Source organism: Rhodobacter sp. NSM (genome assembly GCF_052244495.1).
Taxonomy (GTDB): Bacteria; Pseudomonadota; Alphaproteobacteria; order Rhodobacterales; family Rhodobacteraceae; genus Cereibacter_A.
The window spans coordinates 1-6,642 of sequence record NZ_JBQPXH010000036.1 but is presented as its reverse complement, the minus strand read 5'-3'; the positions used below and the strand labels follow the sequence as shown (position 1 = coordinate 6,642).

The window sequence follows — 6,642 nt, the reverse complement described above, 5'->3', positions numbered from 1 at the left end:
CTTGATGCGCAGGTTCAGCTCCAACTCGCAGTAGATCCGGTGAACCCTTTTGTGGTTCCAGGCATGCCCCTTCACGTTCCGCAGGTGCAGGAAGCACAGCCCGAACCCCCAGGTCTTGTGGACATTGGTCAGCCCGAGCAGCAAGTCGGCGATCATCTCGTTCTCGTCATCGCGCTTCGGGCTGTAGCGGAAACAGGTCTCGCTGACCCCGAACGCCCGACAAGCCAGCGCGATGCTGACCCCCTTCGTCGCCACCGCCTTCGCGGCCAACTCCCGGCGCTGAGCTGGCCACGTCACTTTTTTCCAAGAGCCTCGCGAAGCAGGTCTGCCTGCATGCTCAGGTCGGCGAACATGCGCTTCAGCCGCCGGTTCTCGTCTTCCAGCGCCTTCATCTGGCTCATCATGGACGCGTCCATGCCGCCATACCTGGCGCGCGACTTGTAGAACGTCGCGCTGCTGATCCCATGCTCCCTGCACAACTCGGACACGGGCATCCCGCCCTCCGACTGACGCAGCACACCCATGATCTGGGCTTCGGTGAACGGCTCTTTTTCATCGGAATCTCCTCGTCGATCTTGCCGAGAAAATTATACGATCGCATCCCTCTAACCTTGGGGAGGATTACCGTGGCATTGACCAATCGATCCGCGGTCGATGATCCCGCCCGGTTCACCTCCGCGAGAAAGGTTGGACCATGGGTCGGCCGTAACCGACCGCTCTGTACCGCCTTGCCTTTTTGCGATCGCGTGCGGCTACGCCTGCGGTTCGGCTGAAGCGAGGCGCGTCCTGAGGTCGGGGTCGTCGACGAAGCTCTGCAGAAAGTCCTGCCATGCCTCGGGACTGCGGCGCGCGTCGGCAAGGAGATCGCGGAGGGCGTCAATGCCATCGTCGGTCAAGGCGATCATGGTTTCCTCTGAACCAGTCCAGACGGTGATGATGTCGCCGTAATCGAGGTTGTCGTCGTTGTCGGTGATGGCCTCGAACAGTTCGACATCTTCGCCAAGGATGCGGGCGACATAGGTGAGCGTGTGGACGTGGGTCACCGTGGCCATCACGCCAAACAGGAAAGCAGTCACTTACCAAAAGCAAAAAAAGCCGCGGTCCGGCGGCGCATCTGCATGCGCAAATCCGCTTGACTGAGACGGACCCGTTACCGAAGTCTGGAGCCTAAGAGGGACGGCCGTTGAACCGCCAGGCAGAATGCTATGCCCGTGAAGGCGTCAACCTCAGCCTGTCCATCCTCGCCGATCAGGTCGGCGAGGTGGCGGAACTCCTGAAGCCGCTCCATGACCTGATCGAGTTGCTTCCGGCCTCACTGGTTCAAACCACGATGATATCTAGATAGAAGAAGTAGTCCGAAAAATAGTATCACAAGGCTCGTCGAGTAGACATACAGCGGGGATGCGTAGCGGGCGTCATACGTCGGAAAGAAACCGGCGCGCATTTTTGCAATGATATGAACAAGAGGATTAAGAAGCAAGATAGATCGAAACGGCTCCGACACAGTATCGACTACAAACAGGATGCCTGACAAGATAAACTTCGGACGGTTTATGATGCTCCATACCTGCTCCCAAGCGGGAAAGGAGGTGAATAAGAAGCAATTCAGTATCCCGAGCGATAGGGCCAGCAGAGCGACCATGCTGAGGGATTCCGCGACTGCCCAAAAATCTACTACCACATTTAGGCCGTAAAAGAAAATGATGCCAGTAAACACAATCGTGAAAACAACAAGATTGGTGATGGTATTGAGTAAGAACCTGCTTATAATTGTATCAAGAAAGTTGACTTTAGGATACGCCAGCAAGGGCTTGGAATATCGTACGGCAAGGCCTACACGACTGGTAATCGACGTATAATATATGAACGGAAGGAAACCAGTAGCGTAGAACAGCGCAAAGTTGTTTCCAAGAGGCGGAGAACGAAACGCAAAAGTGAAGACAATGGTCAGCAGTACAAGCCCCGCGATCGGTTCCGCGACAGCCCACAAGTAGCCCCCGGGAGAGCGGCCGTAGCTTGTTGCCATCTCGCGCAGCATCAGGGAGAGAATGGAGCGCAGCCAAGTAAACCTCTGATCAGAAAGAATATTGTCCACTTTCATCATTGGCGCGATCCGTTCGTTCTCTCGTCGGCGGGCCTGAGAGCGCGGCCCAGAGGCAGTGCATATCATCACTTGCGCCCCGGAGTGTAAAGCTGGCATACGTCGTTTGATGAGTGAACCATATCCAGCAGGACGGCCCTCGTGAACGTTTCCAAGCCGACGGCGCCGCGCGCGGCCGCTTCGGACGAACCATCATCTCCGTCAAGTGCCACATCGGGTGTGGCGCATCCCGGAGGTTCGGCGACTCCCCGGCGTGCGGGTCAGCCGACGTTTCGTGGAGTGGAAGATGGAGCAGTTGCTGATGTAGACAACTCAGGCGTTGCTTCACCAAATTTGCCTTCACAAGCTACCGTGAGACGTAAGATGAATGCACCGTCGGAACGCCCGCAGAAAAATGCGCGGGAGACGAAGGCAAATCTGCACGTTCCTTCTGTTGTCCCTGCAGCAACTGCTCGTTTGCGTCACCGTGGAATATTGGCGAGCTTCATCCTAATGGTGGTTGCGCCAACTCTCGCTGCCACTTTCTATCTCTTCGCCATCGCCGAGGATCAGTTCGCGTCGACTGTAGGCTTCGCAGTGCGGTCCGAGGACGCAGCCTCGCCGCTGGATTTTCTTAGTGGCTTTGGAGGTCTGTCGGGAGCACCCTCATCCGGCACTGCATCAGACACGGATATCCTTTATCAATTCATTCAAAGTCAAGCGCTGGTTCAAAAGATTAATGATCGCGCCAACTTGAAAGCCATCTATTCAAAGCCGACCTTTGACCCGGTCTTCTCTTTCTCGTCAGAGGGGGAAATCGAGGATTTAGTCGAATATTGGAAGAGGATGGTGCGGATTAGCTACGACAGCACGACCGGGCTAATCGAGTTAAGAGTGCATGCGTTCGAGCCGAGAGATGCGCAGATACTAGCCCAATTAATCTTGGACGAGTCGACGCAAATGATCAATGATCTGTCTGCGATCGCGCGAGCGGATGCCACCAAGTACGCTCAGGAAGAACTGGAAAAGGCGGTTGAACGGCTTCGTGAACGACGGGTCGCGGTCACCGAGTTTAGATCGCGTACACAAATCGTCGATCCTTCTGCCGACATCCAAGGCCAAATGGGCCTGCTTTTTAGCTTGCAGGAGCAGCTTGCTGCAGCGAATATTGACATAAACCTGCTGCGCCAGACTACACAGCCAAGTGATCCTCGTATTGCTCAGAACGAGCGGAGAATTGCCGTAATCGAAGAGTTGATTGAGCGCGAGCGGCGGAAGTTTGGGCTCGGCGGAAGCCGTGGGGGCGAGGAGGGTGGTTATTCCTCGCTTGTTGGAGAGTATGAGCGGTTGACCGTTGATCGCGAATTTGCCGAGAAAGCATATCTTGCAGCCCTCGCTAATTACGACTCTGCCATTGCTGACGCTCAGCGTAGGACGCGATACCTCGCTGCCTATATTCGTCCGACTTTGGCCACGACATCTCTATACCCGCAACGCGGACTGCTTAGCTTGCTTACTGCGGGCTTCACGCTCCTCCTGTGGTCAATCAGCCTCCTAATATACTACAGCGTCCGGGACAGACGTTAAGTACTGTTTCGGAGGAGTAATAGCATGATCCAGCTTTTCGGCGTGAATAAGTCTTACATACTTAATAATACGTGCAAAACGGTCGCGCGAGATCTGAATTTCACTTTCCCTTCAGGGAAGAGTATCGGATTGCTTGGTCGCAACGGGGCGGGCAAATCGAGCCTTCTGCGGATGATTGCGGGAACCGTACTCCCGGACAGCGGCTACATTATTTCGACCGGTACGATCTCATGGCCAGTCGGTTTTGCGGGAAGTTTTCACCCTGAACTTAGTGGCGCGCAGAATGTTCGTTTCGTGGCGAGGCTTTATGGTGTAGATACTGAAGCCATGATCGATTTCGTCCGAGAATTCGCCGAGATCGGCGAGCATTTTCATTTGCCTGTTCGTAGCTATTCTTCGGGCATGCGCTCCCGCCTGGCCTTCGGGATCTCTATGGCTGTTTCATTTGATACCTATTTGATCGATGAAGTTACAGCGGTCGGAGACGCGGCCTTCAGTGCCAAGAGCAAGGCGATTCTCAGAGACCGGTTGGAACTCAGCGGGGCGATTATAGTGTCGCATTCGATGAGACTCCTGAAGCGGCTATGCACATCCGGTGCCGTTCTTCACGACGGACAGTTGTTCTACTATGAGTCCATCGATGAAGCTATAGAACAGCACGAAGCCATGATGCTAGGTGCTTTGCCACCTTGGATGCGCAGCGAAACCGCTACTGATGAAAATCTTGCTGGAAATGCGCAGAGAACACATGGTTCATCAGCAGCGAGACCAAGAGCGAAGATGCGGCTCGGGAGCCGGGGGCGCGGGCTTGTAGGCGGTGTAGAGCGTTTTGGATCTCAGATTTCAGACCAGCGGGCTGCGCGACGAGCATTGCGTCAAGCAGCTCGAGAAGAGAAAGGGGCGCGTGGAGTGGTGGAGAAACCGGAGTAGTGCGCACATCGAACTGATGCGGTGAATGCTCCCACGCGCGGTATTCGATGCTCCTGTATTCGTCAAGGCTGGCGGGTTGGGCCTGTGGCGCACAGAGGTGCCGGTAGATTTCGCGCACAATGTCGGCTCTAGACCTGCTGATTTCCACGCAGAACTGACGTAAGCATCCGGCAAATGCCGCGGGCCGGGCGGTAGCTCAGAGCGGCCGGCTGGTGGTCTTCGGCTTCCGGGGCTTGGGGGCCCATTTTTTTGCCAGGCGCTCGAAGCTGCAGAGGATACGGTCGATGCCGGCGTCGTGCGGGTCAAAGTTGCCGCCATGGAGGTCGATCATCTCGGCGTGAGCCTCATGGTTGGGATCAGCGCGCGCCTCGAGGAACTCGGCATAGCCGGGGACGCCCCCCACGTCCTCGGGAGGACAGGCGCCGATGGCACGGACGAGGCGCGGGTAGTCGGCGCCTAGGATGGCATCGCCGATCTTCTCGACCCTGATCACATAGTGTCTCAGGGAACGCTCGCCCATCTTCGTGGTGGCCCCGAGGCGCTGCTTGCCCCCGGTGGAATGCTGTCGCGGCGTCAGGCCGAGCCAAGCGGCGAAGTCGCGTGTCTTGCGGAACGTCTCGGGCTGCGGGGCCAGGACCGCGAGGGCCGTTGCGATCAGGGGGCCGATCCCCGGCACCGTCATCAGGCGCCGCGCCACCTCGTTCTTCCTTGCGCGCGCTTCGATCTCGACGTCGAGCTTGCCGATCTCGGCCTCGAGATGCGAAAGCGCCGCGACCAGCACCGCCAAGGTCGCGATGGCGTCGGCGGGCAGGCTGTTGTCCGGATCCTCGACGATGGCGATCAGCCGGGCGGCGTTGGCCGCTCCCTGCGGCACGATTTGGCCAAACTCACCCAGATGGCCACGCAGCGCGTTGATCGCCTGCGTCCGCTGCCGGATCAGAAGCTCGCGGATGCGGAAGACCATCGCGGCCCCTTGGGTTTCCTCGCTCTTCACCGGCACGAAGCGCATCGTCGGGCGAAGCGCCGCTTCGCAGATCGCCTCCGCGTCGGCGGCGTCGTTCTTCTGCCGCTTGACGAAGGGCTTCACGTAGGCTGGCGGGATCAGCCGCACTTCATGCCCGAACTTGCCGATCTCGCGGCCCCAGAAACGCGCGCCGCCGCACGCTTCCATCGCCACGACGCAAGGCGGCAGACGGCCGAAGAAGTCCAGTACCTGGTCGCGCCGAAGCTTCTTCCGAAGCACAGTCCGACCCGAGGCATCAGCCCCGTGTGCCTAAAATACGTTCTTAGCCAGATCGAGCCCGACCGTGCTAATCTCCGACATGACCGTCCTCCTCCGTGGATCGTCGCAGACCCATGTGTGGATGCCTCCCGTGATGCAAGGAGCGTTTGGACCATTTGAGCCTGTGATCGGGTGCAGTCATGTGTCAGGCCTCTCGTTGCGGCCATTCCCATGCCGCGGGCCGGTATGGTGATGCGCGGACCAGAACCAAATCACCTTGGCGGGCTTGTGTGCCCCGTGGGTCTGCCTGGTTCTTCTGGCCCGGATCTGTCCGATCATTTGCCCATTACGATCCTTGCCCTCCTCACATCCTGACGGTCCGTCGATGCCTGCGCTCTCAGGCGGTGCGCATCGGCGAACTCCGGTATTCCTCGTTTCTTGTCATCATCGCCCAGAGGCTCCGAGCCATCTTGTTTGCCAGCGCGATCGCCACGAGCATCTTTGGTTTCCTGGCCAGCAGCTGCGTCAGCTGCGTTCAGGACGTTGCCCTTTCGACCAGCCCAACGAATGACTGTATCGACCCAGCGGAATCTGCACAGGTTAAGCCGCTGAAGCGAATGCCTCGGCGGGGGTTCTCATGTCCAGCGCCTGATGCGGGCGGCGGTGGTTGTAGAAGGCGATCCAGTCGCCGATGGCGCGTGCCGCGTGCTGGAGGCTGTCGAAGCGCTGGCGGTGAACGCACTGCTCCTTCAGGGTCCGGATCACGCGCTCCACCATGCCGTTATCCGGCGGGATGAGGTCGGTGCTCGTGGCCTTGGATCTG

General features: G+C 58.1%; 6 protein-coding genes and 4 pseudogenes. 3 read left to right on the top strand and 7 right to left on the bottom strand.

Annotated elements, in window-relative coordinates:
- A pseudogene (locus ACTVZP_RS21985) lies at positions 1 to 524 on the bottom strand (transposase); the annotation flags it as partial.
- A 228-nt stretch (positions 525 to 752) separates the two neighbouring features.
- Positions 753 to 1,052: a hypothetical protein gene (locus ACTVZP_RS21980; protein WP_443214265.1), complete on the bottom strand. Its 300-nt coding sequence runs from the start codon at positions 1,050 to 1,052 to the stop codon at positions 753 to 755.
- A 125-nt stretch (positions 1,053 to 1,177) separates the two neighbouring features.
- Here ACTVZP_RS21980 and ACTVZP_RS21975 point away from each other — a divergent pair.
- Positions 1,178 to 1,297: pseudogene (locus ACTVZP_RS21975) on the top strand (IS66 family transposase); the annotation flags it as partial.
- 15 nt (positions 1,298 to 1,312) lie between these two features.
- On the opposite strand, the gene ACTVZP_RS21970 reads toward ACTVZP_RS21975, so the two are convergent.
- Complete coding sequence (locus ACTVZP_RS21970; protein WP_443214264.1) at positions 1,313 to 2,104, bottom strand: ABC transporter permease; 792 nt, start codon at positions 2,102 to 2,104, stop codon at positions 1,313 to 1,315.
- Positions 2,105 to 2,242: 138 nt separating this feature from the next.
- Here ACTVZP_RS21970 and ACTVZP_RS21965 point away from each other — a divergent pair, with 138 nt between their 5' ends.
- Positions 2,243 to 3,667, top strand: coding sequence for a sugar transporter (locus ACTVZP_RS21965; RefSeq protein ID WP_443214263.1), 1,425 nt, complete (start codon positions 2,243 to 2,245; stop codon positions 3,665 to 3,667).
- Between the two features lie 24 nt (positions 3,668 to 3,691).
- Positions 3,692 to 4,597, top strand: a complete 906-nt coding sequence (locus ACTVZP_RS21960) for an ABC transporter ATP-binding protein (protein WP_443214262.1) — start codon at positions 3,692 to 3,694, stop codon at positions 4,595 to 4,597.
- 196 nt (positions 4,598 to 4,793) lie between these two features.
- Here ACTVZP_RS21960 and ACTVZP_RS21955 read toward each other — a convergent pair whose 3' ends face one another.
- The 4 genes and pseudogenes from ACTVZP_RS21955 to ACTVZP_RS21940 form a co-directional block, all read right to left on the bottom strand.
- Entirely contained in the window at positions 4,794 to 5,090 is a 297-nt protein-coding gene (locus ACTVZP_RS21955) for a plasmid pRiA4b ORF-3 family protein (RefSeq protein ID WP_443214266.1), read from the bottom strand.
- Positions 5,085 to 5,921, bottom strand: a pseudogene (locus ACTVZP_RS21950) (IS110 family RNA-guided transposase); the annotation flags it as partial. The gene ACTVZP_RS21955 and the pseudogene ACTVZP_RS21950, both read right to left, overlap by 6 nt.
- A gap of 295 nt (positions 5,922 to 6,216) precedes the next feature.
- A pseudogene (locus tag ACTVZP_RS21945) lies at positions 6,217 to 6,348 on the bottom strand (IS110 family transposase); the annotation flags it as partial.
- 71 nt (positions 6,349 to 6,419) lie between these two features.
- Positions 6,420 to 6,642, bottom strand: a 223-nt coding sequence (locus tag ACTVZP_RS21940) for an integrase core domain-containing protein (protein ID WP_443214261.1), incomplete at its 5' end; no start/stop codon positions are given.

Bases quoted from the DNA above. Each gene is read 5' to 3' on its own strand.
- ACTVZP_RS21970 (WP_443214264.1), bottom strand. From the start codon at position 2,104: ATGATGAAAGTGGACAATATTCTTTCTGATCAGAGGTTTACTTGGCTG.
- ACTVZP_RS21980 (WP_443214265.1), bottom strand. From the start codon at position 1,052: ATGGCCACGGTGACCCACGTCCACACGCTCACCTATGTCGCCCGCATC.
- ACTVZP_RS21960 (WP_443214262.1), top strand. From the start codon at position 3,692: ATGATCCAGCTTTTCGGCGTGAATAAGTCTTACATACTTAATAATACG.